General features: G+C 71.1%; 27 protein-coding genes and 1 pseudogene. 14 read left to right on the top strand and 14 right to left on the bottom strand.

The features are described from left to right. Window positions 1–19: 19 nt before the first annotated feature. Entirely contained in the window at window positions 20–1,252 is a 1,233-nt protein-coding gene (gene ilvA / locus ACIBB8_RS09980) for a threonine ammonia-lyase (protein ID WP_398950329.1), read from the bottom strand. Window positions 1,253–1,409: 157 nt separating this feature from the next. On the opposite strand from ilvA, the gene ACIBB8_RS09975 reads away from it, so the two are divergent. From ACIBB8_RS09975 to ACIBB8_RS09960, 4 genes are all read left to right on the top strand, one after another. Further along, a complete protein-coding gene (locus ACIBB8_RS09975; RefSeq protein ID WP_398950327.1) occupies window positions 1,410–1,931 on the top strand; it encodes a MarR family winged helix-turn-helix transcriptional regulator in 522 nt (173 codons plus the stop codon). A gap of 62 nt (window positions 1,932–1,993) precedes the next feature. Continuing rightward, entirely contained in the window at window positions 1,994–2,485 is a 492-nt protein-coding gene (locus tag ACIBB8_RS09970; RefSeq protein WP_398950324.1) for a sigma factor-like helix-turn-helix DNA-binding protein, read from the top strand. Beyond that, window positions 2,482–2,733 (top strand): hypothetical protein, encoded by a 252-nt coding sequence (locus ACIBB8_RS09965; protein WP_398950322.1) that lies wholly within the window; start codon window positions 2,482–2,484, stop codon window positions 2,731–2,733. The genes ACIBB8_RS09970 and ACIBB8_RS09965 overlap by 4 nt, the downstream gene beginning before the upstream one ends. An 87-nt stretch (window positions 2,734–2,820) precedes the next feature. Next, window positions 2,821–3,012 (top strand): DUF1059 domain-containing protein, encoded by a 192-nt coding sequence (locus ACIBB8_RS09960; protein ID WP_398950320.1) that lies wholly within the window; start codon window positions 2,821–2,823, stop codon window positions 3,010–3,012. A gap of 297 nt (window positions 3,013–3,309) precedes the next feature. On the opposite strand, the gene ACIBB8_RS09955 is transcribed toward ACIBB8_RS09960, so the two are convergent. Then, entirely contained in the window at window positions 3,310–4,455 is a 1,146-nt protein-coding gene (locus ACIBB8_RS09955) for a cystathionine gamma-synthase (protein ID WP_398950318.1), read from the bottom strand. A 67-nt stretch (window positions 4,456–4,522) separates the two neighbouring features. Here ACIBB8_RS09955 and ACIBB8_RS09950 point away from each other — a divergent pair, with 67 nt between their 5' ends. The 5 genes from ACIBB8_RS09950 (at window position 4,523) to ACIBB8_RS09930 (ending at window position 10,021) form a co-directional block, all read left to right on the top strand. Then, entirely contained in the window at window positions 4,523–5,626 is a 1,104-nt protein-coding gene (locus ACIBB8_RS09950) for a hypothetical protein (protein ID WP_398950316.1), read from the top strand. Between the two features lie 209 nt (window positions 5,627–5,835). After that, complete coding sequence (locus ACIBB8_RS09945) at window positions 5,836–7,425, top strand: M48 family metallopeptidase (protein WP_398950313.1); 1,590 nt, start codon at window positions 5,836–5,838, stop codon at window positions 7,423–7,425. Window positions 7,426–7,462: 37 nt separating this feature from the next. Continuing rightward, window positions 7,463–8,599, top strand: coding sequence for a hypothetical protein (locus ACIBB8_RS09940; RefSeq protein WP_398950311.1), 1,137 nt, complete (start codon window positions 7,463–7,465; stop codon window positions 8,597–8,599). Between the two features lie 88 nt (window positions 8,600–8,687). Beyond that, window positions 8,688–9,353, top strand: coding sequence for a peptide-methionine (S)-S-oxide reductase MsrA (gene msrA / locus ACIBB8_RS09935; protein WP_398950309.1), 666 nt, complete (start codon window positions 8,688–8,690; stop codon window positions 9,351–9,353). A gap of 260 nt (window positions 9,354–9,613) precedes the next feature. Then, window positions 9,614–10,021, top strand: a complete 408-nt coding sequence (locus tag ACIBB8_RS09930) for a YrdB family protein (protein ID WP_398950307.1) — start codon at window positions 9,614–9,616, stop codon at window positions 10,019–10,021. A gap of 59 nt (window positions 10,022–10,080) precedes the next feature. Here the strand turns inward: ACIBB8_RS09930 and gdhA are convergent, their stop codons facing one another. The 7 genes and pseudogenes from gdhA to ACIBB8_RS09895 form a co-directional block, all read right to left on the bottom strand. Continuing rightward, window positions 10,081–11,460 (bottom strand): NADP-specific glutamate dehydrogenase, encoded by a 1,380-nt coding sequence (gene gdhA / locus ACIBB8_RS09925; RefSeq protein WP_398950305.1) that lies wholly within the window; start codon window positions 11,458–11,460, stop codon window positions 10,081–10,083. Window positions 11,461–11,731: 271 nt separating this feature from the next. Next, window positions 11,732–11,917 carry a hypothetical protein gene (locus tag ACIBB8_RS09920; protein WP_398950303.1) on the bottom strand — a complete coding sequence of 62 codons (186 nt, stop codon included), beginning with the start codon at window positions 11,915–11,917 and terminating at the stop codon, window positions 11,732–11,734. A 146-nt stretch (window positions 11,918–12,063) separates the two neighbouring features. Beyond that, entirely contained in the window at window positions 12,064–12,420 is a 357-nt protein-coding gene (locus tag ACIBB8_RS09915; RefSeq protein ID WP_398950301.1) for a DUF1330 domain-containing protein, read from the bottom strand. A gap of 106 nt (window positions 12,421–12,526) precedes the next feature. Next, window positions 12,527–13,039: a hypothetical protein gene (locus ACIBB8_RS09910; RefSeq protein ID WP_398950299.1), complete on the bottom strand. Its 513-nt coding sequence runs from the start codon at window positions 13,037–13,039 to the stop codon at window positions 12,527–12,529. A 197-nt stretch (window positions 13,040–13,236) separates the two neighbouring features. Further along, window positions 13,237–13,647: pseudogene (locus ACIBB8_RS09905) on the bottom strand (ABC transporter permease); the annotation flags it as partial. A 207-nt stretch (window positions 13,648–13,854) separates the two neighbouring features. Next, window positions 13,855–15,123 (bottom strand): Ig-like domain-containing protein, encoded by a 1,269-nt coding sequence (locus ACIBB8_RS09900; protein WP_398950297.1) that lies wholly within the window; start codon window positions 15,121–15,123, stop codon window positions 13,855–13,857. A 209-nt stretch (window positions 15,124–15,332) separates the two neighbouring features. Beyond that, window positions 15,333–15,701: a hypothetical protein gene (locus ACIBB8_RS09895; protein WP_398950528.1), complete on the bottom strand. Its 369-nt coding sequence runs from the start codon at window positions 15,699–15,701 to the stop codon at window positions 15,333–15,335. A 160-nt stretch (window positions 15,702–15,861) separates the two neighbouring features. Here ACIBB8_RS09895 and ACIBB8_RS09890 point away from each other — a divergent pair, with 160 nt between their 5' ends. Then, the gene (locus tag ACIBB8_RS09890) at window positions 15,862–16,146 is read left to right on the top strand and encodes a hypothetical protein (protein ID WP_398950526.1); all 285 of its coding nucleotides are present in this window, start codon (window positions 15,862–15,864) and stop codon (window positions 16,144–16,146) included. A 493-nt stretch (window positions 16,147–16,639) separates the two neighbouring features. Here ACIBB8_RS09890 and hutH read toward each other — a convergent pair whose 3' ends face one another. The 5 genes from hutH to ACIBB8_RS09865 form a co-directional block, all read right to left on the bottom strand. Next, window positions 16,640–18,190 (bottom strand): histidine ammonia-lyase, encoded by a 1,551-nt coding sequence (gene hutH / locus ACIBB8_RS09885; protein ID WP_398950295.1) that lies wholly within the window; start codon window positions 18,188–18,190, stop codon window positions 16,640–16,642. A 129-nt stretch (window positions 18,191–18,319) separates the two neighbouring features. After that, window positions 18,320–19,501: a diguanylate cyclase domain-containing protein gene (locus ACIBB8_RS09880; protein ID WP_398950293.1), complete on the bottom strand. Its 1,182-nt coding sequence runs from the start codon at window positions 19,499–19,501 to the stop codon at window positions 18,320–18,322. Window positions 19,502–19,587: 86 nt separating this feature from the next. Further along, window positions 19,588–20,400 carry an enoyl-CoA hydratase/isomerase family protein gene (locus ACIBB8_RS09875; protein ID WP_398950292.1) on the bottom strand — a complete coding sequence of 271 codons (813 nt, stop codon included), beginning with the start codon at window positions 20,398–20,400 and terminating at the stop codon, window positions 19,588–19,590. Between the two features lie 87 nt (window positions 20,401–20,487). After that, window positions 20,488–21,660, bottom strand: a complete 1,173-nt coding sequence (locus ACIBB8_RS09870) for an adenylate/guanylate cyclase domain-containing protein (protein WP_398950290.1) — start codon at window positions 21,658–21,660, stop codon at window positions 20,488–20,490. Between the two features lie 591 nt (window positions 21,661–22,251). After that, window positions 22,252–23,106 (bottom strand): biotin--[acetyl-CoA-carboxylase] ligase, encoded by an 855-nt coding sequence (locus tag ACIBB8_RS09865; RefSeq protein ID WP_398950288.1) that lies wholly within the window; start codon window positions 23,104–23,106, stop codon window positions 22,252–22,254. 188 nt (window positions 23,107–23,294) lie between these two features. On the opposite strand from ACIBB8_RS09865, the gene ACIBB8_RS09860 reads away from it, so the two are divergent. The 4 genes from ACIBB8_RS09860 (at window position 23,295) to ACIBB8_RS09845 (ending at window position 26,074) form a co-directional block, all read left to right on the top strand. Then, a complete protein-coding gene (locus ACIBB8_RS09860) occupies window positions 23,295–24,878 on the top strand; it encodes an acyl-CoA carboxylase subunit beta (protein ID WP_398950286.1) in 1,584 nt (527 codons plus the stop codon). A gap of 14 nt (window positions 24,879–24,892) precedes the next feature. After that, window positions 24,893–25,099: an acyl-CoA carboxylase epsilon subunit gene (locus tag ACIBB8_RS09855; protein ID WP_366690072.1), complete on the top strand. Its 207-nt coding sequence runs from the start codon at window positions 24,893–24,895 to the stop codon at window positions 25,097–25,099. Window positions 25,100–25,256: 157 nt separating this feature from the next. After that, window positions 25,257–25,385: a morphogenic membrane protein MmpB gene (gene mmpB / locus ACIBB8_RS09850; protein WP_358857824.1), complete on the top strand. Its 129-nt coding sequence runs from the start codon at window positions 25,257–25,259 to the stop codon at window positions 25,383–25,385. Window positions 25,386–25,462: 77 nt separating this feature from the next. Further along, window positions 25,463–26,074 carry a nucleoside triphosphate pyrophosphatase gene (locus tag ACIBB8_RS09845; protein WP_398950284.1) on the top strand — a complete coding sequence of 204 codons (612 nt, stop codon included), beginning with the start codon at window positions 25,463–25,465 and terminating at the stop codon, window positions 26,072–26,074. Window positions 26,075–26,078 lie beyond the last annotated feature (4 nt).

The following is a 26,078-nucleotide window of genomic DNA, read 5'->3' as shown; positions in this document are numbered from 1 at the left end:
CACGCAACCTGTCGGCATGTCAGTCCGTCACCACCAGGTAGCCCGCACCGCGCAGCTCCGCGGTGACCTCCTCGCAGTGCTCGGGCCCCTTGGTCTCCAGATGCAGGTCGACCTCCGCCTCGGTGAGTCCGAGCCGCGGATCGGTCCGCACATGGCCGATGTCGAGGATGTTGGCGTCGGCGACGGTCAGCACGGAGAGCAGTGTGGCCAGTGCCCCCGGACGGTCCGTGAGCCGGACCCGCAGGCTGAGGTAGCGGCCCGCGGTCGCCATGCCGTGGGTGAGGATGCGCTGCATCAGCAGCGGATCGACATTGCCGCCCGACAGCAGGGCGACGACCGGTCCGCGGAACGACTCCGGGTCGCTCAGCAGCGCCGCCACCGGGCTCGCCCCCGCCGGTTCGACGACCAGCTTCGCCCGCTCCAGGCAGAGCAGCAGCGCGCTGGAGAGTTCGGCCTCGGAGACCGTACGGACCTCGTCGACCAGCTCCTGGACGAGTCCGAACGGTACGTCGCCGGGGCGCCCCACCTTGATACCGTCCGCCATCGTCTGGAGCGAGCCGATCGCCACCGGGTAGCCGGCGGCGAGCGACGGCGGGTAGCAGGCGGCGCCCGCCGCCTGGACTCCGACGATCCGCACGTCGGGCCGGATCGCCTTCACGGCCACGGCGATGCCCGCGGCGAGTCCGCCGCCGCCGATCCCGACGACGATGGTGCGGACCTCCGGGCACTGTTCGAGGATCTCCAGGCCCACGGTGCCCTGTCCGGCGATGATGTCCGGGTGGTCGAAGGGGTGGATGAAGACCGCGCCGGTCTCCTGGGCGTACTCCTCGGCGGCGGCGAGGGTCTCGTCGACGACGTGGCCGTGCAGCCGGACCTCGGCGCCGTACTCGCGGGTCGCGGCGACCTTCGGCAGCGGCGCCCCGACCGGCATGAAGACCGTTGAGCGTACGCCGAGCAGTGCAGACGCGAGTGCGACACCCTGCGCATGGTTTCCGGCGCTTGCGGCCACGACTCCGGCCGCACGCTCGACCGGGGAGAGGCCGGCGATCCGCACGTACGCGCCGCGCAGCTTGAACGAGCCGGTCCGCTGGAGGTTCTCGCACTTGAAGTGGACCGGCGCCCCGACCAGCCCGGACAGGTGACGGCTGCCCTCCATCGGGGTCATCCGGGCCACGCCGGAGAGCATCTTCCGTGCGCCGCGGACGTCGTCGAGGATCACCGGGGGAAACGGGTGTGGCGTACGGAAGTTCATAACCGCAAGTCTTGCAGCTGGACGCGGAGCCGGACGCCGTGCTGGTGCCGTCCTGCGTCGTTGTTCGCAGGTTTGTGCAGTGCTGGTACATGTTGCCCCGTGGCCGCGTACTCTGTCCCCCACCCATCCGAACACCGCACGAAGAGAGCCCCCGGCCATGCCCCCTCAGGACATGACGACTGCTGCGTCTCCTTCCGGGGGCGCCACCCCCGACTCCCCGGTTCCCGACCACCTCCTCGATGTTCTGCAGCACCAGGTGGCCGTCTTCGCCCGCCGTGCCGAGCAGACCCGCCTCGGCGGTGTCGGCCAGGTCCGCAACTCCATGGACCGGGCGGCGTACTTGCTGCTGAACCGACTGGACCGGGAAGGCCCGATGGGCGTCAAGGCGCTGGCCGCGGGCATGGGGATCGACTCCTCGACCGTGACCCGTCAGGTCGCGCCGCTCGTCGACACCGGTCTGGTCAAGCGGACCTCGCATCCGGAGGACGGCCGCGCGGTCGTGCTTCAGCTGTCGCCGCGCGGACACACGCGGCTGGACGAGGTGCGTGCGTCGCGGCGCGAGCTGATGTCGCAGGTGACGGGGGAATGGACGGCGGAGGAGCGCGAGACGTTCTGCACGCTGCTGACCCGCTTCAACACGGCGCTGGCTGCGCGGCAGCAGCAGCCCGCGGGGGGCTGACGGCTGGAATACGCCTGCACGACCTCTTTACCCGGGGACCTCCCCGGTGCTGCGATGTGGGTGTGCGAGAGCGGCAGGCAGGACTTCGGCGGCGCGCCCGGGAGTTCGAGACCTTTGTGGCGGGCGCCGCGGGCCGACTGCTGCATACCGCCACCCTGCTCACCGCCGAGCCCACGCAGCCGCCCGGCGCGAACGAACGGGCGCAGCGGCTGCTGACCGCCGCCCTGGCCCGTACGTACGCGGCCTGGGACGGGCTGCACGGTGAGGATCCGTACGACCGCACCCGGCAGGAGCTGGCCATCCGGTTCGCCCATGAGGCGTGGCGGCACCACCGGCCGCGCGGCGGGCTGCTGGATCCGCTGACCCCGCGGGAGCGGCTGGTTCTCGTGCTGCGGCTGTACGAAGGGGTCGCCGAGGAGCAGACCGCCGCGTTGCTGGGGCTTCCGGTGGACCGGGTCCGGGCGCTCTGCAACCGGTCGGTGGCCACGCTGCGCGGCACCCGCAGGCCCACGGCGCGGCGGCTGCCCGTACGACTGCTGGGGGCGGGGCCATGAGCCGTCGGGACCAGAAGGAGGACGAGGTCCGGCGGATGCTGGACGTGCCGCATCCGCAGGTCCCGGCCGATCTGGCGGAGCGGGCGGCCGAGCAGGGCGGCCGGATGCTGCGGCGGCGCCGTGCGCTCCGTGTGCTGGTGATGTTCGTGCTGTGCGTGGCCGTGGTCGCGTTCACGGTGTGGGTGGTGATCGCCGAGCCCTGGCAGGTGCCGCCCAGGGAGACGACCCCACCCCTGGACGGACCGTAGAACCCGGGACGCCCGATTCCTGAAAGCTCGATTCCTGCGGATCTATCCTGGATGCGACGGCATGCCGCACGAGCCGAGGAGGCCGTCATGACCAGGAAGATCGCTGACTGCCGCAAGCACCCGAGCGTCACGAACTGCTCGCTCACCATCGCCGGTGAGGAGGAGGAAGTGGTGCGAGCCGCGACGGAACACGCGGTCTCCGTCCACGAACACGCCGACAGCCCGGAGCTGCGGGAGCAGATCCGCGCGTCGCTGGAGGACGAGAAGGTCAACGCCTGACCGGCAGGACGCCGGGCCGGTGGGACGAGTGCCCGCCGGCCCGGTCATGCACTGTCTTCCCGCCCTGAACCGCCCCAGGGCCTGCCTCAGGCTAGCCCCGGGCCAACCCCGTACCGGGACGCCCTGACCGGCCGGCACCCCGTGGAAACCACCCACCGAGGAGCAACCCCCCACCGCCCCCGCCCCGGGCCAACCCCGTACCGGGACGCCCTGACCGGCCGGCACCCCGTGGAAACCACCCACCGAGGAGCAACCCCCCACGGCCCCCGCCCCGGGCCAACCCCGTACCGGGACGCCCTAGCCGAGAGCCTGCGTCAGGTCGGCCATCAGGTCGTCCGCGGACTCGATGCCGACGGAGAGCCGGACCAGGTCGGCCGGTACCTCCAGGGCCGAGCCGGCCACGGAGGCGTGCGTCATCCGGCCCGGGTGCTCCACCAGCGACTCGACGCCGCCGAGCGACTCGCCGAGCGTGAAGAGCTTGGCCCGGTTGCAGACCTCGACCGCCGCCTCCTCACCGCCCTGGACCCGGAAGGAGACCATGCCGCCGAACGCCTTCATCTGCTTGGCGGCGATCTCGTGCCCCGGGTGCTCCGGCAGCCCCGGGTAGAGGACCTGGGTGACCTTGGGGTGCCGGGTCAGCAGCTCGGCGACCTTGGCCGCGTTCTCGCTGTGCCGGTCCATCCGGACGGGCAGCGTCTTGATGCCACGCAGCACCAGCCAGGAGTCGAACGGTCCGGCGACCGCGCCCATCGCGTTCTGGTGGTACGCCAGTTCCTCGCCGAGCTCCGCGTCGGCGGTGATCAGCGCGCCGCCGACGACGTCGGAGTGGCCGCCCATGTACTTGGTCAGGGAGTGCACGACGACGTCCGCGCCGAGCGCGATCGGCTGCTGCAGATAAGGGCTGGCGAAGGTGTTGTCGACGACCAGCCGGGCACCCGCGGTGCGCGCCACGTCCGCGACCGCGGCGATGTCGGTGATGCCGAGCAGCGGGTTGGACGGCGTCTCGACCCAGATGACCTTCGTACGGTCGTTGACCGCGGCCCGGATCGCCGCCGGGTCCGAGGTGTCCGCGACGGAGTAGTCGACGCCCCACCGCTTGACGACCTTGGCGAAGAGCCGGAAGGTGCCGCCGTAGGCGTCGTTCGGGATGACGACATGGGCGCCGGGGTGGAGCAGCGTGCGCAGCAGGCAGTCCTCCGCCGCGAGCCCGGACGCGAAAGCGAGACCGCGGCGGCCGCCCTCGATGGCCGCGAGGTTCTCCTCCAGTGCTGTGCGCGTCGGGTTGGCGCTGCGGCTGTACTCGTAGCCGCCGCGCAGTCCGCCGACGCCGTCCTGCTTGTACGTGGACACCTGATAGATGGGCGGAACAACGGCGCCGGTGAGGGGATCGGCGGTGTTGCCCGCGTGGATCGCGAGGGTCTCGAAGCTCTGCTGGTCGCTCATGGGGCCCGAGCGTAGTTCGTCACAGGGGTGATCCACGGCCACTGCGCCGTCCGGTGACAATGGGTGCATGGAGATTCTCTGGTTCCTGATCGCGCTGTGCATGCTCGCCGCGGCCCTCGGCCCCTTCGTGCTGCGTCGCCGCTCCGGTATCCGCCAGGTCGCGCCGGGCTCCCCCGACGCCGCCGACCCGGACACGTACGGCTTCGTACGCCAGGAGCAGCTGGACATCCGGATGCCGGGCCCCGACCAGGACCTCCTCGATGTCCTCGACGTCGTGCAGCGCACCCAGGACTGGCGCGCCGCCTCTCAGTTGCTGGCAGGGACGCCGAAGGAGGGTGAGGTGCGGTGGCAGCGCATGCAGGCGTTCGCCGGTGCCGCCTCGCTGGAGCTGATGCAGGCACCCGGGGTCGGTGGTGCGTGGCTGCGGTCGTGGCGCGCCCAGTCGCCGAAGGACGCGGGTGGGGCCGCGGTGCACGCCGAGTTCCTGGTCCAGCAGGCCTGGCGGTCCTCCTCCGCGGGGACGGACGACTTCCGGATCATCCTGGAGGAGGCGCGTACGGTCTGCGGCGAGGCGGCCCTGCTGGCGCCCGGCGACCCGGTCCCGTACATCGTCGAACTGGCCGTCGCGCGTGGACTCGGCTACTCCCACGAGCAGTTCGACCAGCTCTGGGCGAAGATCATCGACCGCGCGCCGGCGCACATGGGCGCGCACATCGCCGCGCTGCACTTCTGGTGCGAGAAGTGGCACGGCTCCCGCGAGGAGGCCGAGCGGTTCGCGACGTCCGCCGCGGCCCGCGCCCCGCAGGGTTCGCTGCTGGCCGCGTTGCCGCTGTTCGCGGTGTACGAGCATCTGCCCGAGGTCAATCTGGTGCAGGGCTTCTACCGGGGCGCCGTGGTGACGAAGGCCGTCGAAGGCGCCTTGTTCGCGGTGCACGCGGCACGCCCCGACGACCCGATGCTCGCCCATGTCCGTCATCTGCTGGTGCTGTTCCTCGTCCGGATGGAACGCTGGGCGGAGGCGATGCACCAGCTCGTCCACATCGACGGGCACGTGGGCGCCCTGCCGTGGACGCAGAACCCCGACCCGGCCGCCGAGTACACGGTCTACCGGGCGCTGGCGGTCGCCGGGTACGAGGCGAACGGCGGCAGCCCGGCGACACTCCCGCGGTGACGCGGGGCCGGTTCCCCCCTGGTCAGCCTGTGTTCCGCCGCCGGTTCCCCCCTGGTCAGCCCGTGTTCCGCCACCGGCTCCGTCCCGTCACCGAACCACGTTGCCGCATCCGCTCGCGGTAGGACATACTCCGGTTCCCCCCACAACGCACACCGCCCCGGCTCTGCCGTTCGCCATACGTTTCTCGTTCCCGTGGGGGGAATCGCCTGATGGGCCCATCTCTGCGTGCCGCGCGCGCCCTTGTCCTGCTCGCCGGCTTCTATCTGCTGAGCGTCGTCCTGCTCGCCGCCCTGGGAGCCCTCGACTGGGCGGCGTTCGCGTGGACGACGGGCAGCGTCGCCGCGAAGCTGTTCGTCCTCAGCGTCGTGCTGGCCGTGCCGATCGTACGGGGCGTGTTCATGCTGCGAACGCCGAAGGACGAGGGCCTGGCCGGACTGCCGGTCGACGACACCCATGAACCTCGGCTCTGGGCCACCGTCCGTGACATCGCGCAACAGGTCGGCACCCGCGCGCCGGACGAGATCGTGCTCACCGGTGATGTGAACGCCGCGGTCAGCGAGGACGCCAGGTTCCTCGGCCTGGTCGGCGGGCGACGCCGGCTCTACCTCGGCCTGCCCCTGATGACCGGCCTGTCCCAGGCCCAGCTGCGTTCCGTACTCGCCCATGAGATGGGCCACTACGGCAACTCCGACACCCGCCTCACCGCGATCACCGCGCGCGGCCGCATCCAGGTGATGCGCACCATCGCCCACTTCCAGGAGCGGGCGGGCAGGACCGTCGCCAAGGAGCAGGCGCGCCAGGAGAAGAAGGCGGCGAAGGCCCTCGCCAAGGGCAAGAAGGCCAAGGAGATCGACACCGGTGGCGCGGGTGTCACGTACCGCGCGATGGCGGCGATCTACACGGCGTACGCGAAGTTCTACATGCGCGCCACGCTCTCCGGCGCCCGCCGCGAGGAGCTCGCGGCCGATGTCGCCGCGGCCCGGATCGCGGGCCGTGACGCGACCGCGTCCGCCCTGCGCGAGCTCCCGGCCCTCGACGCCGCCCACGGCTTCTACATGAACGCGTACGCCACACTCGGTGTCGAGGCAGGAATTCTGCCGCTGCCCGGCCAGGTACTCGGAGGCGTACGGCATCTGCTGGCCGCCCGCCGGGACGAGCTGGACGAGATGCGCGGCTCCCTCCCGACCGAGCCGTCCTCCCCGTACGACTCGCATCCGCCGATCGCGGAGCGCGTCGCCCGGATCGAGGCGCTGCCGGACGATGGACGTGCGTCGGAGCCGGTGGAACCGTCCCTGGCCCTGCTCGTCGATCCCGAGCGTGCGCTCGCCGCCGTCGAAGAGGCAGTCCTCACGCCCGAGGCGCTGGGGCTGCGCCGTGCCGACTGGCCGGAGCTGGTGCACGAGTCGATGGCTTCGCACACCGAACGGTCGGCGCAGGGGTTCGGCGCGGTGGTCGCCGGGGCGACCGGCAGCGACGGCTCGCTCTCCGCCACGCTCGACGCGATCGACGCGGGTGCGCTGTGGCAGATCGCCGACCGGCTGCCCAAGTCCGATGAGGCCGCCGCGGCGACCGGCCGGGCGGCCCGCGAGTTCGCCCGGCCCCGGCTGCGGTCCGGCCTGTCGCAGCTGGTCAGCAACGAGTACGTACGGCAGGGACGGGCCCGGTGGCAGCTGTCCTGGTCCGACTCCGCCACGCTGGAGCTGCCGCACGGGTACGCGCAGGAGCTCCCCGCGGCGCTGGACGCCGCCGTGGCAGACATCCCGGACACCGAGCCGCTGCGCAAACTGCTCGCCCCTTGAACGGCACACATCTTCCCGGATTGGACCGGTACTTCCTGTGGCACGACTGATACCACTGCTGGCGCTCGCGTTCGGCGTCTACTTCTGGCTGAAGGCACGGAAGAGCACGGCGTCGTCCGAAGACGCCTCGGGCGCCGCCCCCTCCGCGCCCCGCAAACGCCGGAGCCGGAAGTCCGACCCGGCGAGGGCCGCGGCGGAGCTCGGCTTCGTCCCGGCCAACACCCTCGACACCGCCCACGCCGCCGCCCCCGACCCGCACGACGAGGAGGTACGCGCCACTGTCCGGGCCGGGAACTGGCAGGCGGGCGCCGACTTCCTTGCCGGCGCGGGCCGGGACTGGCAGGAGCGCTACCGGCGGGCCGGCGTCCTCCAGGACGAGGCCGCGGCCGACGACACCTGGCTGCTGGCCTGGCGCACCGCGCAGCCGAAGGACGCGGGCGCCGCCCTCGTGCACGCGGGCGCGCTGATCAGCGTGGCGGCGGACATCCGTGGTGACAAGCAGGCGAAGTACACCACGCAGGAGCAGTTCGCCGGCTTCCACCGGATGATGGCCCAGGCCCGGGTGGCCTGCCACGAGGCCCAGGAGCTGGCGGGCGACGACCCGTGCCCGTACACCGCCGAGATCTCGTGCGCCCTGGGCCTCGGCTACGGACACGACGACTTCCGCGCCCTGTGGGCCGAGATCGAGAAGCGCGACGCATACCACCTCGCGGCTCACACCTCGGCGCTCCAGTACTGGTGCCGCAAGTGGCGCGGCTCGCACGAGCTGGCCGAGCGGTTCGCGCGCGAGGCGGCGGCGAAGGGCAGCCCCGGCCGGCTCCTCTCCTTCCTCCCGCTCTACGCCGCGTTCGAGCAGGAGACGGCGGAGCAGGGCGTGGATCCGGACGTCTACTACAAGAGCCCCGAGCTGATCGCCGCGGTCGATGCCTGTCTGATCGATGTCGCGGCCGCCGCGGAGGCCGACCCCGGCGACCGGCGGATCGTCGGGGTGCGCCACATGCTCGCCTGGCTGCTGTACTGGCAGGACCGGTACGAGGAAGCGGTGGAGCAGTTCCGCGCGGTCGACGGCCATATCGGCAGCGCCCCGTGGACGTACTCCGGGGCCCCGAAGAAGCGCTACGTCCAGGCCCGCGACTTCAGCGCCGCACAGGTCCTGGCGGCGGGCGGGAACTGACCGGTGCGAAGCGGCGGGGGCGCCGGAATCCGCGGCGGCCCCGCCGCGTTGTACGGGCTGCACACCCCTACCCCGGAGGAGCCCCCGCATGTTCCTGCACCGCCGCACCCCGCAGCTCCCCACCCCGGAGGAGGCCCTGCGCGGCCGCCCCACCCCCGAATTCACCGTCCCGTCCCGCCACACGGTCCTCGGCAATCCGCTGTTGGGCCCGTACCCGGACGGCCTGGAGGTCGCGGACTTCGCGCTGGGCTGTTTCTGGGGTGCCGAGCGCACGTTCTGGCAGACGGACGGCGTCTGGACGACGCTCGTCGGGTACCAGGGCGGCTACACGGAGAACCCCGCGTACGAAGAGGTCTGCTCGGGCCTGACGGGGCACACGGAAGCGGTCCGCGTCGTCTTCGACCCGAAGACCGTCACGTACTCCGAGCTGCTGAAGCTCTTCTGGGAGTCCCATGACCCCACGCAGGGCTTCCGCCAGGGCAATGACGTGGGCACGCAGTACCGGTCGGCGATCTACACCCACTCCCCCGAGCAGGAGGCGGCCGCGGCCGCGTCCCGCGAGGCGTACCAGAAGGTCCTGACGGCCTCCGGCCACGGCGCGATCACCACGGAGATCCTCCCGGCCCAGGGCCGCACGTTCTGGCCTGCTGAGGCATATCACCAGCAGTACCTCGACAAGAACCCGGCGGGCTACTGCGGGATCGGCGGGACGGGCGTCTCCTGCCCGGTGGGAATCGCTCCCGCCGGCGCATGACAGGCGTGGTTCAGGCCCTTCAAGGATCCCTGTCGGCAGCGCGATCCGTTGCGGACGCGCCCTGGTCAAGCACGGTCCTGCACCTCTGTCCCGTCTGGCTGGTCGGCAATCGAGCAGTCAGCCCTGACGGCAGGCATCGGGTGTTCACCCGAGCCAGGGGCGCTCCCGACACTCCGGGTGGAACCGGATGAAGGTCACCCCCCAATCGATCACCGCTTCCGGCGGGGATTGACCACCGAACGAAGAGGAGCTCTCCAGCGATGACGAGCGAAGGCCGCGGCAGTCCTTCCGTCCCGGTCGGGCGGCCCTGGTTCATGGCCAATGAAGTCGTGGCGTTCGTCGTCGAGTTGGCCGCGCTGGCCGCTCTGGCCCGGTGGGGATTCACCACCGGGGACGGCGCCGCTGCCCGGCTGCTGCTGGGGCTCGGAACGCCCGCCGTAGCCATCGCGCTCTGGGGGATGTTCGCCGCCCCTCGCGCCCGATTCCGGCCGCCTCTCGCGGGGGTTCTGCTGGTCAAGGCCGTGGTGCTCGGCGGCGGTGTGTACGCGGTCCACGCGGTGGGCCATCCGGTGGCGGCGGTGTTCTTCGGAGCCGTGGTGGTCGTGAACACGGCCCTGGCGGAGACCCTTCGGCGCCGCACACCGATGCGCGGAGTGCCGGCTGCCTGACATGACAGCGGTCCGGCCGCGGGGGGCGGCCGGGCCGGTGTGGCGTCGGACCGGCAGGGTCAGATGAGCCCCTGCGCGAGCATCGCGTCCGCGACCAGTTCGAAACCGGCGATGTTCGCGCCGACCACGTAGTTGCCGGGGCTGCCGTAGCGCTCCGCCGTGGTGAAGCAGGAGTCGTGGATGTGGCGCATGATCTCCGCGAGCCGCTCCTCGGTGTGCGCGAAGGTCCATGAGTCGCGCGACGCGTTCTGCTGCATCTCCAGCGCGCTGGTGGCCACTCCGCCTGCGTTGGCGGCCTTGCCGGGGGCGAAGGCGACGCCCGCTTCCTGGAGGACCCGCACGGCCTCCGGGGTGGTGGGCATGTTGGCGCCCTCGGCGACCGCCTGCACCCCGTTGCGTACGAGCGTCAGCGCATCGGCCTCGTGGAGTTCGTTCTGCGTGGCACACGGCAGGGCCACGTCGCAGGGGACGTTCCACACGCCCGTACCGGCGACGAAGCCGGCGTGTGCACCGCGCCGCTGCGCGTACTCCGAGATCCGGCCGCGACCGGCCTCCTTGACCTCCTTGAGCAGGGCGAGGTCGATGCCCTTCTCGTCGACGACATAGCCGTCGGAGTCGGAGCACGTCACCACGGTCGCGCCGAGCTGCTGGGCCTTCTCGATCGCGTAGATCGCGACATTGCCGGAGCCCGACACGACGACCCGCCGGCCGTCGAGGGATCCGCCCCGGCTCCTGAGCATCTCGTCGGTGAAGAGCACACAGCCGTAGCCGGTGGCCTCGGTGCGCGCCTGGGCACCGCCCCAGCCCAGGCCCTTTCCGGTGAGCACACCGGACTCGTACCGGTTGGTGATCCGCTTGTACTGGCCGAACAGGTAGCCGATCTCGCGGCCGCCGACGCCGATGTCACCGGCCGGGACGTCCGTGTACTCGCCGAGATGGCGGTGGAGTTCGGTCATGAACGACTGGCAGAACCGCATGACCTCGGCGTCGGAGCGGCCCTTCGGGTCGAAGTCGGCGCCGCCCTTGCCACCGCCGATCGGCATGCCGGTGAGGGCGTTCTTGAAGATCTGCTCGAATCCGAGGAACTTCACGATGCCGAGGTCGACCGAGGGGTGGAAGCGCAGCCCGCCCTTGTACGGTCCCAGGGCGCTGGAGAACTCGACCCGGAAGCCGCGGTTCACATGGATGTCGCCGGAGTCGTCCGACCACGGCACGCGGAAGATGAGCTGACGCTCCGGCTCACAGATGCGCTCGATGATCCGGGCGTCCACGAACTCCGGTCGCTGCGCCAGGACCGGGCCGAGCGTCTCAAGGACTTCCCGTACCGCCTGATGGAACTCGCTCTCGCCCCGATTGCGGCGCAGGATCTCCGCGTACAGCGGCTCGATGACACGGATCTCGGCTGCGTGCGGCTCCGAGGAAACAGGGATGGCCGGCATCTGATCAAGACCTTCCGTGGGTCGGCAACATGCGCGAAGGCGCCCCCGTCCCCAGGGGCACCGCCGGTCCCCCTCCCCATTGAGGACGTCACCCAGACATCGTGAGAAGCGCACTCACCAATGCGACGTACGGGACCGCTGTGACGTATCGAGTGTCCCAGGGAAGTCGCAAGATCCTCGGCCGCATCCACATACTGAGCCCTTCCCGGGCCTTCCGACACCGGGCGTGTGGCGCAATCCGCACCGGATGCCGCCGGTCGGGGCGGAGGGATCAGGCCTCCTGGCGCCTGTCCCGCAGCATCCACAGCCCCACACCGGACGCGAGGACGACCACGCCCGAGACGACGCTCAGGGCGATGTGCAGCCCGGTGTCCTCCATCAGGTTGAGGCCGACATTGGCGACGACTGCGAGACAGAGCACGAGCCAGAGCAGCGGCTTCATGGGGGTTCCCTTCATGGTTGATCCGATGTGATCCATTCTCCCGGGCGGGGCGCGCCGCAGCGAGGGACCCCTCCCCCGGAACGGCGGTGTACCCAGCTACACCTCGCTCAGCGCCGTCGGACCGGCCCCGGGTCACCGTACGGGTTCCGGGCCGTTGCCCGTCATGCCTCTACGGCCGCTGCCGCCGCCCGCATCGCGGCCGCGGTCGCCGCCGCGTCGTACTCCGGTCCGACACCTTCGACGAGCACCGCATCGCCCGCCATGTTCCGGGTCCGCAGCGGCAGCAGCTCCCGGTAGGCGTCCGACTCGTACCAGCCGCGGGCAGCCGCCATGCTCGGGAACCCGATGATGACGAGCGCACCCGGCCACTCGCCCTCGATGACCTCGACCTGCGCGCCATGGACGAGGAAGCGGCCACCGAAGGGGTCCATGGTCGACTGGATGCGCTCGATGTAGGTGAGAACCTCCTCGCAGGGGTGGGCGGCGGGGTGCAGGTGGGCTATGGCGTATGCGGTCATGGTCTCGCCCTCCGGGATCTGCGTGCTGCCGTGTCTCCGTCAGCCGGTGTGCACCATGCTGCCCGGGGGCGTTCTGAGCGTCGATTACCTCCGGGGTAGGGCGGGCTCAGTCGGTGATGCCCAGGTCCTCCCGCATCAGCTCCCGCATCGTGTCGAGGTACGGACTCGCCGCCCTCAGGTTCTCCAGGATCCGGGCCACGGTCTCGCCGTCGCGGGCGAGACCGCGGTCCAGGCGTTTGACTGCCCCGTCGGCGCTCGCGAGGACCTGGTTGAGGTCGCGGGAGGCCTGCAGGATCCGCTCCGGGACGATCATCTGCGCCTCGGCGTAGCGGTCGCGGTGGTCGAGGCGGGCCTCTTCGAGCTGAGTGCGCTCCTGCTCCGTGTAGACGCCGTCCCTGATCCGGTGCAGGGCGTCCTTGAGAAGTGTGTGGAACTGCCGGGAGGCCCGGTTCATGGCCGTGTACTGGGCGCGCCGCTCCTCGAACCTCCGCCTGGCGTCGGCCAGTTCGGCCTCCGCCTGGCGCTCCCGCGCGGTCATCCGCTGCGCGAGCATCGGCGCGAACAGGGTGCCGAGCACACCGACGACTGCGGTGATCATGGCGGTGATGGCAGCGGTCATGACTGCGAGATTAATGCGATGAGCGAACGTGAGCGGGCGCGATCGTGCCATGGCGCCGCTTACGCGGCCGCGTACCGGACCGCCTGCGGAACCGTCAATGCCGTCCAGGGGCAACGGCGCTGGCGCCGGTGCCCCTGGACGGAAGGCCCTTGTGCCCGAGCCGGTGCGTCCGAGCGTCACGCGTACGCGTCCGCACACTCGCCGCGCTTGAACTTGCCGTCCACCTTCAGGACGTTCAGGCTCAGCCCGCCGACGGCGTCCGCGACACCGTTCTGCTTGCCGACCTTGTCGACCGTGGTGGAGGACAACGTGTGGAAGCCCTGGACCATGACGCGGTCCGAACTCTGCTTCGAGTCATCGCCCTTGGCGTCGAACTTGAACCTGGGGGGCTGACTGCTGGAGCCCGGAGCGGCGGCGGCCTTGGTGACCGTCATGTCCGTACCGAGGCCGTACAGCGACTCCAGGACCTTGTCCTGGGCCTTGTTCATGCCCGAGGAGACCGAGCTGACGATGATGGCCAGCGCAATACCCAGGGCGAGCCCTGAGGAGACAACCAGCGCTGCCTTTCTGCGGCGGCGCAGCTCGCGCCGGAGGTAGGTGAAGAACATGGCGCGACGCTATGGACGGGTTGTGATGGCGAGTTAAGGCCGCGATGAGATCGGGATGAGAACGCTTCCGGACGACGAAGGCGGCGGCACCGGGGATCCGAGGGGATCCGGGGTGCCGCCGCCTCGCGTACGTACGTGGCGTCGGGGATTGCGCGGGTACGCGGTCGAGCGTGGGATACGGAGGGCGTCCGGGGACGCCCTCCGGGGTCAGGCTGCGGAGCCTGCCTGCCAGTCGGCCCAGCTCATGTTCCAGCCGTTGAGGCCGTTGTCGGGGGTAATGGTCTTGTCCGGGGAGTTCTTGACGATGACCACGTCGCCGACGAGCGAGTTGTTGTAGAACCACGCGGCGGGCTGGTTGGCGTCGCCCGCACCCTTGACGTCGGCGAGGCCGACGCAGCCGTGGCTGGTGTTGGCGCCGCCGAAGACCGACCGCGCGCCCCAGTAGTTGCCGTGGATGAAGGTGCCCGACGAGGACAGCCGCATGGCGTGCGGCACGTCCTTGATGTCGTACTCGCCCTTGCCGTCGGCGTCGGTGAAGCCGACCGTCGCACCGTTCATCCGGGTCTCCTTGAACTTCTCGGAGATCACCATCTGACCGTTGTACGTCGGGTTGGCCGGGGAACCGGCCGAGATCGGGATCGTCTTGATCGTCTTGCCGTTCTGGGTGACGGTCATCATCTTCGTGCTGGCGTCGACCGTCGAGACCTGGTTGCGGCCGACCTTGAAGGTGACCGTCTTCTGCTGCACACCGAAGACGCCGTTCGAGCCCTCGACGCCGTCCAGCGCCAGCTTCAGCGTGACGGTGGAGCCGCCCGTCCAGTACTGCTCGGGGCGCAGGTCCAGACGCTGTGAGTTGAACCAGTGGCCGACGACCTGCTGGCCGCTGCTGGTCGTCACGGTGATCCCGTCCTGGACGGCCTTCTGGTTCGTGATCGGCTTGTTGAAGTTGATCGAGACCGGCATGCCGACGCCGACCGTGGAGCCGTCCTCGGGGGTGAAGTTCCCGATGAAGCTGTTGGCGGGCGACACGGTGGTGAACGAGGAGTTCTCGTGAGCCTCGCGGCCCTTCGAGTCCTTGGCCGTCGCATTGATCTTGTAGGTGGTCGAGCGCTCCAGCTGCCCGCTCGGCTTCCAGCTCGTGCCGTCGGCCGCCAGGGTGCCCTGGACGCTCGCGCCGGCCGCCGTGGTCATGGTGACCTCGGTCAGCTTGCCCTTGGCCACGGTGACCTTGGCGTCGTTGTTGATGCTGGCGTTGGTCGCGCCGTTCTTCGGCGAGATCGCTATCTGCGCCTCCGAAGCGTCCTGGGCCGCCGCCTTGTCGACCTCCGCCGTCTGCGACTCCTTCGAGCTCCCGGCGCTGCCGCCCTTGTCGCCGCCGTCGCTGCAGCCGGTGAGCACCAGCACGCCGCCGAGCAGTGCGGACGCGGCCATCAGGCCCCTGCGTCGTTTGCTGTCCGTCATCACACGCTTCTCCATCGTTGCCGTATCCCCCATAACCCCGCACGAAGCCGCCGGCCGGCGGTACCCCGTCAATGTTCCAGGAACACCCGGGAGGGGGCCCTCCGTTCCGCATCCGTCAAAGATGTGGGGAACACCACTCATCGACGCAGCCGTGGCGGCTGTGGTTCCAGGGGCCGAACACCTGGTGACCACTGCCCACCGGAAACGGGCCGGGACCGGTGTGTTCACCGGCTGGACCGCTGTTCCCCGTCGACGTCTTCCTCCCCATTGTGCGCGACGTCGTCGCCGTCCTCGTCACGGTCGCCGTATCCCTCGTCCTCGTCGTCGAGGTCCCAGGCGTCCGGTTCCTCGGGGTCGTAGTCGATGATCTCGCTGGTCCAGGAGGCCTGGGCCAGCTCGACCCCTGGCACCTCGCCGACCAGATCGAACGGGTCGATGAGGGAGGCGAGGGCCTCCGCACCGTCTTCCCGTACCGCGGACTCGGCATGCATGCGCTCCTCGGCCGACTCGCCGCCGGGCTCGCCGTACTCGGCGGCAATGCTCTCCAGTGCCGTACCGCCGAGGGCGTCCGCGTCTGTGATCTCCAGCACCATCTCCACGCGAAGGCGAACAAACCGTGATGTCTCTGAAGTGCTCATACGCCGGAGCGTAGGGCCAAAGGCTCCCCCGGCTTTCCCGCGACCCGCTGCTTTCATTAGCATCGGCGCACCCGGCTAACTCACTGCTGTCACAAGGGGGATCGATTCCGTGCCCATGGCCCGCCGTCCGCTCCTGACCGCCACCGCGGCGGCCACGCTGCTGTGCGCCCTGTGGTTCGTCCCGTCGGCCAAGGCGACAGACGGTGCCGACGGTGCGGCCGGTGCGGCCAGTGCGCCGAGCACACTGGCGGTCACGAACGCCGGGGACGAGGTGTCCGGGCCGGCGCTCGCCGAGACCGGGGCCGGGGTCGACACCACTCCGTATCTGATAGGTGGCACAGCGTTCCTGGCCATCGGCGCAGCGTTCGTCGCCCACGCGGGGCGCCGCGCGGGCGCCTAACGGCCTGGTGCACGATAGCGAGCGGGCTCCCGGCGTCATGCGACTCCGCCTCCGGCGTTGTCGTCAGTCGACGACAACGCCATGGCCTTGAAGGCACGGGAGGGGCCCCCTTCGCGTCGCCTCCCTCCTCCGCCTTGGATTCGAAGCCGCATGACGCCGCTCGCTGATCCACTCGCTATCGTGCACCAGGCCGTAAGGGCTGTCCCGTAATCCCTGGTGGATCAGCGCACGGCGTCAGATGCGGTGCATCGCAAGGCGGAGGAGCGCCCTCATACTGGGCGTATTCGGGCGTTCCGACAACGCGGCGAGGTGCCGTAGCTGTCGTCGTGCGCCCACCAGGGATTACGAAACAGCCCTTATGGCGTGTTCCGAAAGTCCCGCCTGCCAGGCGACGCCTGGCAGGCCCGAAGCAGGGCGCCGGGATTCCCGAGCAGCGGAGCCACTTGGGTATCCCGGCAACTCTGCGGGCCGGGCGGGACTTTGCGGACGCGCCCTACGCCAGTGCCCCGGTGACCGGCTCCACCGCAGCGACCAGCTTCCCGCTCCGCACGAACGCGTCCGCGGCAGCCAGATCCGGCGACAGGAACCGGTCCGGGCCGGGCCCCTCGACGCCGGCCGCCCTCAGCGCCTCGATCGCGGCGAGGGAGGCGGGCGCCGGGGCGAGCCCCTGGGCGGCGCGCAGTTCGATGGCACGGGTCGCCGCGTACAGCTCGACGGCGATGATCCGGCCGAGGTTCTCCACCGCGGTACGGAGTTTGCGCGCCGCCGACCAGCCCATGGAGACGTGGTCCTCCTGCATCGCGGAGGACGGGATCGAGTCCGCCGACGCCGGGACCGCGAGCCGCTTCATCTCGCTCACCAGGGCGGCCTGCGTGTACTGAGCGATCATCAGACCCGAGTCGACACCGGCGTCGTCGGCGAGGAACGGCGGCAGCCCGTGCGAACGGTTCTTGTCCAGCAGCCGGTCCGTGCGGCGCTCGGTGATCGAGCCGAGGTCGGCCGCGACGATCGCCAGGAAGTCGAGTACGTACGCCACCGGGGCGCCGTGGAAGTTGCCGTTGGACTCGACGCGGCCGTCCGGCAGGACGACCGGGTTGTCGACGGCGGAGGCCAGCTCGCGGTCGGCGACGATCCCGGCGTACGCGAGGGTGTCCCGCCCGGCGCCGTTGACCTGGGGCGCGCACCGCACGGAGTAGGCGTCCTGGACGCGCGGCGCGTCGTCCTGGTGATGACCGGTGAGGCCGGACCCGGACAGCATCCGCAGCATGTTGTCGGCGCTGACGCCCTGGCCCGGGTGCGGGCGGATGGCGTGCAGCTCCGGGGCGAGGACCTTCTCCGTGCCGAGCAGTGCCTCCAGGCTGAGCGCGGCGGTGATGTCGGCGGAGGTGTAGAGGTTCGTCAGGTCGGCGAGGGCCATCACGAGCATGCCGAGCATGCCGTCGGTGCCGTTGAGGAGGGCGAGACCCTCCTTCTCGCGCAGTTCGACAGGGGCGATGCCGTGCGCGGCGAGGAGCTCACCGGCCGGGCGTACGACACCGTCGGGACCCTCGGCGTCGCCCTCGCCCATCAGCGTCAGGGCACAGTGCGAGAGGGGTGCCAGGTCGCCGGAGCAGCCGAGCGAGCCGTACTCGTGCACGACGGGGGTGATGCCCGCGTTCAGTACGTCGGCCATGGTCTGGGCAACCTCGGGGCGTACGCCGGTGTGGCCGGAGCAGACCGTCTTCAGGCGCAGGAACATCAGCGCCCGCACGACCTCGCGCTCGACGCGCGGGCCCATCCCGGCCGCGTGCGAGCGGACGATGTTGCGCTGGAGCTGGGCCCGCAGGTCGGGGCTGATGTGCCGGCTGGCGAGCGCGCCGAAGCCGGTGGAGACGCCATAGACCGGCTCGGGCTTGGCGGCCAGCGCGTCCACGATCTCGCGGGCGGCGGCGAGTGCGCTGACTGCGGCTGCGGAGAGCTCGACGCGGGCTCCCGCGCGAGCCACGGCGATGACGTCCTCTGCGGTGGTACCGGACGTCCCCACCACGACTGTGTGCATATCCATATTCAGAAGCGTACGGACTGAATCTCCCCATGTCACTAGTGGTTGTGCGGCTGGCCCCTTACGGCCGGGTGCACGACAGCGAGCGGGCTCCCGGCCGTTACCGATCTCGATCGCGGTTCCGCGCGACCGCTACGGGCGGCTGCCGCGCAGCCGACGGCGGTCATGGGCGGACTTCGGTGGCGAGTCGGCGAGCCGGATGACCTCGCCGTCCCGCCCCGCCACCACCGGTTTCGTCGAGCGGGCCGCCTTCGCCCGGTACTGGGCGGCGTCCGCCAGCCGGAAGAGCCGCCGGGCCGAGACCACCGGACCGATCGGGTCGCCGGTCGACGCGATCCCGCAGGCGACCCCGTCGCCGTGCTCCAACCCCGATGCCCGGTCGCAAAGTTCGGCGGCCACCCGGATCACCTCGTCCGCCTCGGGGCCCACGGCGAGCAGACAGAACTCGTCACCGCCGAGCCGGGCCGCGAGCGCGCCCGGCAACATCGCGCCACACCGTGACAGCACCGAGCCGAAACGTTCCAGCAATCGGTCACCGACCGCGTGGCCGAGCGTGTCGTTGACCTCTTTCAGGCCGTTCAGGTCGCAGACGACCAGGCTGACCACCGAGCCGTCGGCATGGTGCCGTTCCACCGCCTCGTCGAGCCGCGCATCGACGAGGCGACGGTTGGCCAGCCCCGTCAGCGGGTCGGTGAAGGCGAGCCTGCGAACCTCTTCGAGGCGCTCGGTCTGGGAGATCCCGGCGGCGACGACGGCTGCCAGCACGGTCGCGAAGTCCGCGTCCTCCCGCCCGAACACCGGCACCCCCACCGGTCGCGCCACATAGAGCTCACCCCAGGCCCGCCCGTGCAGCACGATCGGCGCGACCACACAGCAGCCGCGCCTGCGGCGGCGCAGAGCCGCCACGCGCTCATGGCGGTAACCGCTCCCGGGCTCGCCCGCACCCGCCGATTCCACGTCGGACGCGACACCGTCCTCGCCGGCCGGCCCGTCGGCCGTCTCCACCCAGGCGTCCGGTTCACCGCCCCCCGCCCACCGCTCGTGCAGGAACTCGGTGATCTCCGGGAACTCGTGCACCGGGTACGTCTCCTCATCGGGGAACTCCTCCTCCCCCTCGGCCCGTTCACCCGCGTTCACCAGCACCCGGAGCCGCCCCGGCCCACGCTCCCACACGGAGAGCGCGGCGAAGCTGCCACCCAACGCCTCGCACGCCCCCAGCGCGGCCGCCCGCCAGGACTCGCGCGGGGCCTGCGCCGCAGCCATCGACTGCGCAAGCGATACGACGGCCCGCAGCCGCACATCTTCACCACCCATCGTTACATCGTATGTAGATCTGTGGTGATTTGATCAATTTGAAGCCGCGAATCTCCTGCTCTGCGCGTCGGAGCCACGACGTACCGTTACTCGCCGGGCCAGTTCGGCTTCCGCTTCTCGTTGAACGCGGCCACGCCCTCGGCCCGGTCCCCGGAGAAGGCCACCGAGCGCCAGGCCGCGTCCTCCACTTCCAGTCCGGCCCGCAGATCGAGCCCGTGTCCGAGCCGCAGCGCACGCTTCGCAGCACGCAGACCCACCGGCGAGTTGGCCGCGATCCGCCCGGCGAGCGCGAGCGCCTGCGTCCGGTCCTCCCCGGCCTCCACCAGCTCGTCGACGAGGCCCAACTCCCTTGCCTCCGCGGCCTCCACCCGCCGGGCGGTGAAGACCAGCTCGGCGGCGCGCGCCGCCCCGATCCGGCGCGGCAGCAGCTGGGTGCCGCCGCCCCCCGGGATGACGCCGACCGACACCTCCGGCAGCCCCACCACGGCGGTCCGGTCGGCGACGATCAGATCGCAGGAGAGAGCCAGCTCGAATCCGCCGCCGAGGGCGAACCCGTGCACGGCGGCGACCGTCGGCATCGGCAGGTCGAGGACGCCGGTATAGGCGGCGCGTGCGGTGGGCCGCTGCCGCACCAGCTCGGCGTCGGTGAAGGAGTTCCGTTCCTTGAGGTCCGCACCCACACAAAAGGCGCGCTCGTGGCTGGACGTGAGAATGGTGACCCGTACGGCGGGGTCGGCGGCGAGCGCCGCACAGGCGGCACCGATCGAGCGGGCCATGTCCGTGGACACGGCGTTCATGGCCTTGGGCCGGTCCAGAACCAGTTCGGCGACATGGTCCTGGCCCTCGTGGACCCGTACGACGACGAACTCCCCGAACCGCTGCTCGGACGTGACGGTCATGACTGCACCCCTCCGGTTAACGAGCGTTACCGGAGGGATCTTAGGGGGATCCTGGGGGGTGTCCGCGAGCGCGCCGGGGGGGGTGGGTCAGGACGTACCGCGCCGGGCCAGCAGCCACGGCTCCACCACGCCGAGCCCACGCACCGGCCGCTGCCACATCGGCTGCAGCCCGTACCGGTACTTCGGCACGGCCGACGGCTCCATGCCGTCCTCGCGCTCCTTCTCGGCCGCCGCGGCCTCCTCCGCCGCCTGCGCCTCGGAGGCCGGGGCGTCGCCCGTACGCGTCAGCTCCTCCGCGAAGGCGCCGTCCACCAGCACGGCGTCCTTGGGCGCTATCGAGGTGAGCCGGCTGGCGAGGTTCACCGTCGTGCCGAAGACATCGCCCATCCGGGTCGTGACGGTGCCGAACGCGATGCCGACGCGGAGCGCGGGCATCGTCTCGTCCTGGGCCATTGCCTCTATCAGGCGCAGCGCGATCTCGGCCGCCGTGCCCGCGTCGTCGGCGGCGAAGAGGACCTCGTCACCGAGGGTCTTGATGAGCCGACCGCCGTGCGCGGCGACCAGGTCGGCGCAGGTCGTCTCGAACGACTCGACGAGCTCGCCGAGCTCCTCCTCCTCCAGCCGTCGGGTCAGCCGGGTGAAGCCGACCAGGTCCGCGAAGCCGACGGCGAGCCTGCGGTCCACCATCTCGTCGTCGTCGGCCGCCTGCACCACCCGGCCGGTCGCGGCGGCGAGCTGGCGCCGCCAGACATAGATGAGGAACTCCTCCAGCTCCGGCAGGAGCAGCTCTATCAGGGGATATGTGACCTCGGTGCGGGTCATGCCGGGCTCGGGCGGCTCGGTCAGCCCCTCCAGGAAGGAATCGATCTGCCATTCCGCCAGCCGGGCGGTGGTCTGCCCGGTGGACCGGGCGACCTGCACCGCCATGGGCTCGCTGAGCAGTCCCGCCTCCACGAGTCCGGCGAGCCGCCGCAGCGCCAGCACGTCCGCCTCGGTGAGCGCCTTCGCCTGCCCGATGTCGGCGAACCCCATGGCCCGCCAGAACCGTGACGCCAGGTCCATCGAGACACCGGCGGTACGGGCCGCCTGGAACGGGGTGTAGCGGCGGTCGGCCCCCAGGATCAGCTGTTCCAGCCGGATCGCGAGGGGATCGTCGGTCGGTTCCGCCGTGTGGTCGACTTCGTGATGCGGCGTCGCGTGGACCGAGGGTTCCGATGGGGGCTCCGCACCCGCGCCGGAGCTCGTGTCGTCGACGGTCACCAGCCGCCTCCTGCCCGTTCCCTGCGCACTGCCCTGCCGATCTGTCGGTGGATCGCCTCAACGATACGGCAGGTGTGCGCTACCTCACTAAATGAGGGCGCCCGGGTACGGGGCGGGCCCGGGCCGGGGGCGTGGGGGGCCACTCCCCGGTGGACGGTTTCCACAGGGACAACCGCCGGACCGGACACCCCGGTACGGGGCGGGCCCGGGCCGGGGGCGTGGGGGGCTGGTCCCCGGTGGACGGTTTCCACGGGGCCGACCGCCGGACCGGACACCCCGGTACGGGGCGGGCCCGAGCCGCAGGCGCAGAGGGCCACTCCCCAGCGGACGGCCTCCACAGGGCCGACCGCCGGACCGGACACCCCGATACGGGGCAGGCCCGAGCCGCAGGCGCGGGGGGCCACTCCCCGGTGGACGGCCTCCACAGGGACAACCGCCGGACCGGACACCCCGGTACGGGGCGGGCCCGCGCCGGGGGCGTGGGGGGCTGTGGGTGGTGGGGCCCCGGCGACCCCCGTACTGGCGGGGTCACCGGGCCTCGGGCCGTCCCCGCCGCCCGGCGGCGCCACCGGTGGGCGCCCCGGTACGGCGCTAGCCAGTGCCCCTGAGGTGGACGATGTCGCCCGCCGACACCGGTTCCTGGAGGCCCTCCTCGGTGGACAGGATCAGGCGGCCGTCACCGTCGATCGCCACCGCCTCACCGGTGAGGGAGCGGTCGCCGGGAAGCTGGGCGCACACCGTCCGCCCCAGCGTCGCGCAGCCCGCCGCGTACGCCGCCTGGAGGCCGCTCTCCGCCGCGTCGCCGTCGGCCGCGCGCCATTCCTCGTACCAGTGTTCCAGCGAGCGCAGCACGCCCCGCAGCAGCGTCTCCCGGTCGGTGGAGATCGCTCCGGCCAGGGCGAGGGAGGCGGCCGTGGGGACGGGAAGCTCGTCCACGTGCAGGGAGACGTTGATACCGATACCGACCACGACGCCGTTCGCGGCGCGCTCGGCCAGGATGCCGCCCGCCTTCCGCTCCTCGCCCGCCACCGTGACCAGCAGGTCGTTCGGCCATTTCAGCGCCATGTCGACGCCCGCCGCCTTTGCCAGACCGGTCGCCGCCGCGACACCCGCGAGCAGCGGCAGCCAGCCCCAGCGATGGACCGGTACGCCCTCGCCGGGGGTCAGGTAGACGGAGAAGAACAGGCCGGAGCGGGCGGGCGCCGTCCAGGTCCGGTCGAGGCGGCCTCGGCCCGAGGTCTGTTCCTCGGCGATCAGGACCGTGCCCTCAGTGAGTTCCGCGGCCCGTCCCGCGAGGTCGGAGTTGGTGGAACCGATCGTGTCCACGACGTCGAGCGAGGTCCACAGTCCGCCCGGCCGCAGCAGTCCGCGGCGCAGCGCGGCGACGTTCAGGGGCGGCCGGTCCAGGTCCGACCAGCGGTTCTGTGACGCATCCGGAGGTGTCATGCAAGCCACCCTAGGTGTGGCAAACGACGCACTGCCGAACGGTATCCGCGCCGATACGCTACGGATCAGTAGCCAGTCAGCACCTTCGGCAGCTGCCCGCCCGGCCGTCCTCGCGCACCCGGCCGCGCACGCAGCCGTAGAACCCACCAGTCAGTCGTCCCCGTGACCAGGCAGGGAGCCGCCACCCGATGTCCGAGCCGGAAGAGATCGACATCCACACCACCGCGGGCAAGATCGCGGACCTGCAGCGCCGTATCGACGAGGCGACACATGCCGGTTCCGCACGCGCGGTCGAAAAGCAACACGCCAAGGGCAAGTTGACCGCCCGCGAGCGGGTCGATCTCCTGCTCGACGAGGGCTCCTTCGTGGAGCTCGACGAATTCGCCCGTCACCGCTCCACCGACTTCGGGATGGAGAAGAACCGCCCCTACGGCGACGGTGTGGTCACCGGCTACGGCACGGTCGACGGCCGCCCGGTGGCGGTGTTCTCCCAGGACTTCACGGTCCTGGGCGGCTCCCTGGGCGAGGTCTTCGGCCAGAAGATCATGAAGGTGATGGACTTCGCACTGAAGACCGGCTGCCCGGTCATCGGCATCAATGACTCCGGCGGCGCCCGTATCCAGGAGGGCGTCATGGCCCTCGGCATGTACGGGGAGATCTTCCGCCGCAACACCCATGCCTCCGGGGTGATCCCGCAGATCTCGCTGGTCGTCGGCCCGTGCGCGGGCGGTGCGGTCTACTCCCCCGCGATCACCGACTTCACGGTGATGGTGGACCAGACCTCGCACATGTTCATCACGGGTCCCGACGTCATCAAGACGGTGACCGGTGAGGACGTCGGCTTCGAGGAGCTGGGCGGCGCCCGTACGCACAACACCACCTCGGGTGTGGCGCATCACATGGCGGGTGACGAGAAGGACGCCATCGAGTACGTCAAGTCGCTGCTGTCCTACCTCCCGTCGAACAACCTCTCCGAGGCACCCGCCTTCCCGGAGGAGGCGGATCTCACGGTGACCGACGAGGACCGTGAGCTCGACACCCTCATCCCGGACTCGGCGAACCAGCCGTACGACATGCACACCGCCATCGAGCATGTGCTGGACGACGGCGAGTTCCTTGAGACGCAGGCCCTGTTCGCGCCGAACATCATCACCGGCTTCGGGCGTGTCGAGGGCTACCCCGTCGGCATCGTCGCCAACCAGCCGATGCAGTTCGCGGGTTGTCTGGACATCAACGCGAGCGAAAAGGCCGCACGCTTCGTCCGTACCTGCGACGCGTTCAACGTGCCCGTGCTGACCTTCGTCGACGTCCCCGGCTTCCTGCCCGGCGTCGACCAGGAGTACGGCGGCATCATCCGGCGCGGCGCCAAGCTGATCTACGCGTACGCGGAGGCGACCGTCCCGCTGATCACGGTGATCACCCGCAAGGCGTTCGGCGGCGCGTACGACGTCATGGGCTCCAAGCACCTGGGCGCCGACATCAACCTCGCCTGGCCGACCGCGCAGATCGCGGTGATGGGGGCGCAGGGCGCCGTCAACATCCTGCACCGCCGCACCATCGCAGAGGCGGAGGACGAGGAGGCGACCCGGGCGCGGCTGATCCAGGAGTACGAGGACACGCTGCTCAACCCGTACGTGGCGGCCGAACGCGGCTACGTGGACGCGGTGATCATGCCGTCCGACACCCGGACACACGTGGTGAAGGGGCTGCGCCAGCTGCGTACGAAGCGGGAGTCGCTGCCCCCGAAGAAGCACGGCAACATCCCCCTCTAGAAAGGGTCCTGACCATGATCAAGGTCGTACGGGGCAACCCGACCCCGGAGGAGCTGGCCGCCGCACTGGCAGTGGTCCAGGCGCGCGCCGCGGCGACGGCCGCTGTGTCGTCCGGCGCGCCCGCGCTGCCCGAGCGGTGGTCCGACCCGGGCCGCATCGCCCGCCGGGAGCGCCACCGGCCTGGCCCGCTGGCCTGGGCGCGGACGTACTGGCCGGGGTAACGGTCCGGCCGCACGGTGTCCTCGGAGGCCCGGAACCCGCCGTGGCGGCTTCCGGGCCTCCGCCGTGCGGTCGCGGCACGATCCGGTGCGTACGCACCAGGGCGCCTGAGTACCCGTACTCAGGCGCCGCGGGGGCGGCCGCAGCAGGATCGGGATCATGCTGTGGTCCGACCCCGAGAACAAGCCCCCGAAAGAGCTGCGCGACGCCCAGGACATGATGCGGCGTGTGTGGCTGGTGCTTGCGCTCGCCATGGTCGTCATCATGCTGGCGCTGGGCACCCGCTGACGCCGTGGGCGCCCGGTGCCGCGGCGTGCGCCGAGGCTGTGGATGCGTGGTACTGCGGCGTGGCGGGCCCTTCTACGATGGCCGGTATGACTGATCAGCGCCGTCTCGTGCTCGCCTCCGCCTCCCCCGCCCGTCTCGGCCTGCTGCGCCAGGCCGGCTTCGCACCCGAGGTGATCGTCAGTGGTGTGGACGAGGACGCGTTGACCGCCCCGACACCGGGCGAGCTCGCGCTTGTCCTCGCCGAGGCGAAGGCCGCCGCCGTGGCCGGCCGTCCGGAGGCCGCGGGGGCCCTGGTCATCGGGTGCGACTCGGTCCTCGAACTCGACGGCGAGGCGCTCGGGAAGCCGGCCGAGAGCGAGGAGGCCACCGCCCGCTGGAAGTCCATGCGCGGCCGGTCGGGGATCCTGCAGACCGGCCACAGCGTGATCGACACGGCGACCGGGCGTACGGCGTCCGCGACGGCGTCCACCGTCGTACGGTTCGGTGAGCCCACGGATGCCGAGATCGCCGCCTACGTCGCCTCGGGCGAGCCGCTCCATGTCGCGGGCGCCTTCACGCTGGACGGGCGCTCGGCACCGTTCATCGACTCCATCGAGGGCGACCACGGCAATGTCATCGGGCTCTCACTGCCGCTGCTGCGCCGACTCCTGGGCGAACTGGGTTTCTCCGTCACCGACTTGTGGGTCTGACGCG

This window comes from Streptomyces sp. NPDC051286, from assembly GCF_044455345.1.
GTDB lineage: Bacteria > Actinomycetota > Actinomycetes > Streptomycetales > Streptomycetaceae > Streptomyces.
The sequence above is the reverse complement of the archived record's forward strand: the minus strand, read 5'-3'. Positions and strand labels throughout refer to the sequence as shown.

Coding starts and splice junctions, on each gene's coding strand:
- ACIBB8_RS09865 (WP_398950288.1), bottom strand. CDS start 23,106: ATGACACCTCCGGATGCGTCACAGAACCGCTGGTCGGACCTGGACCGG.
- ACIBB8_RS09910 (WP_398950299.1), bottom strand. CDS start 13,039: ATGACCGCTGCCATCACCGCCATGATCACCGCAGTCGTCGGTGTGCTC.
- ACIBB8_RS09880 (WP_398950293.1), bottom strand. CDS start 19,501: ATGGGTGGTGAAGATGTGCGGCTGCGGGCCGTCGTATCGCTTGCGCAG.
- ACIBB8_RS09960 (WP_398950320.1), top strand. CDS start 2,821: ATGACCAGGAAGATCGCTGACTGCCGCAAGCACCCGAGCGTCACGAAC.
- ACIBB8_RS09920 (WP_398950303.1), bottom strand. CDS start 11,917: ATGAAGGGAACCCCCATGAAGCCGCTGCTCTGGCTCGTGCTCTGTCTC.
- mmpB (WP_358857824.1), top strand. CDS start 25,257: ATGCTGTGGTCCGACCCCGAGAACAAGCCCCCGAAAGAGCTGCGCGAC.
- hutH (WP_398950295.1), bottom strand. CDS start 18,190: ATGGATATGCACACAGTCGTGGTGGGGACGTCCGGTACCACCGCAGAG.
- ACIBB8_RS09930 (WP_398950307.1), top strand. CDS start 9,614: ATGACGAGCGAAGGCCGCGGCAGTCCTTCCGTCCCGGTCGGGCGGCCC.
- ACIBB8_RS09915 (WP_398950301.1), bottom strand. CDS start 12,420: ATGACCGCATACGCCATAGCCCACCTGCACCCCGCCGCCCACCCCTGC.
- ACIBB8_RS09895 (WP_398950528.1), bottom strand. CDS start 15,701: ATGGTGCTGGAGATCACAGACGCGGACGCCCTCGGCGGTACGGCACTG.
- ACIBB8_RS09975 (WP_398950327.1), top strand. CDS start 1,410: ATGCCCCCTCAGGACATGACGACTGCTGCGTCTCCTTCCGGGGGCGCC.
- ACIBB8_RS09900 (WP_398950297.1), bottom strand. CDS start 15,123: ATGGAGAAGCGTGTGATGACGGACAGCAAACGACGCAGGGGCCTGATG.
- ACIBB8_RS09855 (WP_366690072.1), top strand. CDS start 24,893: ATGATCAAGGTCGTACGGGGCAACCCGACCCCGGAGGAGCTGGCCGCC.
- ACIBB8_RS09950 (WP_398950316.1), top strand. CDS start 4,523: ATGGAGATTCTCTGGTTCCTGATCGCGCTGTGCATGCTCGCCGCGGCC.
- ACIBB8_RS09945 (WP_398950313.1), top strand. CDS start 5,836: ATGGGCCCATCTCTGCGTGCCGCGCGCGCCCTTGTCCTGCTCGCCGGC.
- ACIBB8_RS09890 (WP_398950526.1), top strand. CDS start 15,862: ATGGCCCGCCGTCCGCTCCTGACCGCCACCGCGGCGGCCACGCTGCTG.
- ACIBB8_RS09875 (WP_398950292.1), bottom strand. CDS start 20,400: ATGACCGTCACGTCCGAGCAGCGGTTCGGGGAGTTCGTCGTCGTACGG.
- ACIBB8_RS09965 (WP_398950322.1), top strand. CDS start 2,482: ATGAGCCGTCGGGACCAGAAGGAGGACGAGGTCCGGCGGATGCTGGAC.
- gdhA (WP_398950305.1), bottom strand. CDS start 11,460: ATGCCGGCCATCCCTGTTTCCTCGGAGCCGCACGCAGCCGAGATCCGT.
- ACIBB8_RS09845 (WP_398950284.1), top strand. CDS start 25,463: ATGGCCGGTATGACTGATCAGCGCCGTCTCGTGCTCGCCTCCGCCTCC.
- msrA (WP_398950309.1), top strand. CDS start 8,688: ATGTTCCTGCACCGCCGCACCCCGCAGCTCCCCACCCCGGAGGAGGCC.
- ilvA (WP_398950329.1), bottom strand. CDS start 1,252: ATGAACTTCCGTACGCCACACCCGTTTCCCCCGGTGATCCTCGACGAC.
- ACIBB8_RS09955 (WP_398950318.1), bottom strand. CDS start 4,455: ATGAGCGACCAGCAGAGCTTCGAGACCCTCGCGATCCACGCGGGCAAC.
- ACIBB8_RS09860 (WP_398950286.1), top strand. CDS start 23,295: ATGTCCGAGCCGGAAGAGATCGACATCCACACCACCGCGGGCAAGATC.